Source organism: Vibrio sp. V42_P2S4T144, from assembly GCF_009904715.1.
Classification (GTDB): domain Bacteria; phylum Pseudomonadota; class Gammaproteobacteria; order Enterobacterales; family Vibrionaceae; genus Vibrio; species Vibrio alginolyticus.
Map to the genome: position 1 here is coordinate 1 of NZ_WXWS01000252.1, position 2,378 is coordinate 2,378.

At 45.7% G+C, this 2,378-nt stretch carries 3 protein-coding genes; 2 read left to right on the plus strand and 1 reads right to left on the minus strand.

Going from position 1 to position 2,378, the window contains the following annotated elements:
- Together CAG68_RS08790 and CAG68_RS08795 are read left to right on the plus strand one after the other, a co-directional pair.
- Window positions 1-492, plus strand: a 492-nt coding sequence (locus tag CAG68_RS08790; protein WP_161441014.1) for an NAD(P)H-dependent oxidoreductase, incomplete at its 5' end; no start/stop codon positions are given.
- A gap of 22 nt (window positions 493-514) precedes the next feature.
- A complete protein-coding gene (locus CAG68_RS08795; protein WP_005380407.1) occupies window positions 515-955 on the plus strand; it encodes a DUF2069 domain-containing protein in 441 nt (146 codons plus the stop codon).
- Between the two features lie 140 nt (window positions 956-1,095).
- On the opposite strand, the gene CAG68_RS08800 is transcribed toward CAG68_RS08795, so the two are convergent.
- Window positions 1,096-2,304: a DUF2066 domain-containing protein gene (locus CAG68_RS08800; RefSeq protein WP_033907510.1), complete on the minus strand. Its 1,209-nt coding sequence runs from the start codon at window positions 2,302-2,304 to the stop codon at window positions 1,096-1,098.
- Between the last annotated feature and the right edge of the window lie 74 nt (window positions 2,305-2,378).

The following is a 2,378-nucleotide window of genomic DNA, read 5'->3' on the forward strand; positions in this document are numbered from 1 at the left end:
AAATGGTTAGAAGAGACAGGCCAAGCAATTTTGCGTACAGTTGAAGAATTGTCACCTCACTCACACTCCCCTTCTGATCCAATTGTTACTCTAGAGGAACTAAAAACGTGCGACGGTCTAGCGTTTGGCAGTCCCGTCTGGTTTGGCAACATGGCTGCGCCTTTAAAGCACTTCTGGGATCAGACTACATCTTTATGGGTCAGTGGTGACTTAATCGATAAGCCTGCTTGTGTCTTTACCTCTTCGTCCTCGATGCATGGTGGTCAAGAAACAACGTTACAAAGCATGATGACCCCTTTATTGCATCACGGGATGATGGTTTTGGGCATTCCTTATTCCGAGCCAGAGTTACACACTACGCAGTCCGGAGGCACTCCGTATGGCGCCAGCAGTGTAGGCCATGAGGCAACCCTAAGCAGTGAAGAGATTCGCCTGGCACAACAATTAGGCAAAAGGCTGGCAACTGCAGCGTTAAAACTAAAAGTCTGTTAGTAAAATCAAGGATAGTTAATCGATGTCTGACTCTTTAGACCAAACACCACTCGGTACACAGGCTAAAACCTATCGTTACCTGGCTTTATTTGGCAACTTAGCCTTATTAGCCTGGGTCGCTATTTGGCAGCTTGCGTTATCCCCTCACCCTCACCTCAGCAGCACAACACTTGCTATTGCTTGGTGTATTCCGCTACTACTTCCGTTACCTGGTATTTTAGCTGGTAAGCCTTACACTCATGCTTGGGCTAACTTTGTTCTTATGCTGTATTTCTTGCATGCGCTGACCATCCTCTATGTGGATGGGGGTGAACGCTGGCTTGCGGCAGTGGAACTGATACTGACTTCACTCGGTTTCGCTGGCAATATTTTGTTTGCTAGAGCGAGAGGCAAAGAGCTAGGCCTTAAGTTGAAACGCCTCTCTCAAGTAGAAAAAGAAGAAAAAGCGAAATTCAATAAATAACGCCAATCGCAGTCAATCACTGATCATTGGTTCGAATACGAATTTAGAAAACAAAAAGAGTCGCTATTGCGACTCTTTTTTATGCTTACCACATTGGTGTTTGATCCTTGCGTTTCACGCCTGGAACGCTACCAAGGAGATTACGATGCCGAGCGCCACTCGTAGATCAAGTCATACTGTTCTCGGACAGGCTCCACAATCATCGGCTGAGTTGGTTGTGTTTCGTCACTTGCTTCTGCCACAACATTTACTGGTACTTCAGGCTGCGCTTCTTTTGGCGTCGCGGCGTCTTTTGCTTCATTACTCTGAACCAATGGCTCTTCTTCTTGAGTTGAAGCTGGGGCATCAACTTCACCTAAAGGATCTTCAAAAACCATTAATTGAGAAATAGAAGAAGCTTCTTTCTCAAAAGCTTGTTGTGATGCCAAAAGGTGGATGTTGAGCGTTAACTCGTCCCCTTGAACACGCTTAATCTCTGTACCCGCAACCGAATTAAGTTGTTTTAGCGCATTCTCTAAACGGAAGAAGTCCGTGGCAGAGGTTACATTAAGGACTTTCACTGCTAGCGCTTTTGAAGACTTTCCTGAAACCACAACTGCACTCTTACTTGCATAGTAGTCTGCGATGCCATCCACCATTTCTGCAATAGCATTAGCACCTGATGCAGACCCGCTACGCGGAGAACGTTGCGCCTCTACAATTCTCGTTGGCGACTGGTCGTAGAGTGTCCAACGAATTTGTTCACCTTGAGCTCGTACAACCAAAACGGCGTCAGCTGGGTAGCGCTGGCTAGCTTGACCAATTGGCTCAATAAAGCCGCCCCAAAGATCAGAGACATTAACACCGGTTACATCATCAAAATCCCCAACCGGGATAGTGATTGGTAGGCCTCTTAGTTTCGCTGCGCTACGAAGTGCTGCAACATTTGAAGATTCAGAATGCTCCCACGCAATGTTACGATCGTAACCCTGTTCTTCAACCATCCAAACTAAAATATTGGCACGATTTGGCGACCAAGATGGCAATTGTGCTTGTGTTAAAAGAGAGCTGATTTGGTCGTTGTTAAACAACATTTTTAAGCTCGCTTTTCCATCAACCTGCCCATAGCTCAGTTGAGAAATGTAACGCGCACTTGAGCTAAGTGCCTTTTTAATCACTGGATTGCTTAAAGAGGATTGAGAACCGGTCGCTCGAACAATCACATCCTGCATACCTTGTTGACGAGCCAAAGACTCACCGTCGTTCTGCTCACTGTCGATAACCACTTCGGCACGATAGATATCCACCTGAGTTAATGCATATACTGGTAGGGACAACCAACCTATCAGTAAGAGAGCTAAATAGCGCATAGTTTTTATAATCCTCTGAACAAGAACCCGAATAATAAGCAACTATCAAATCTTGAGCAAGGTAAGTACTGAGT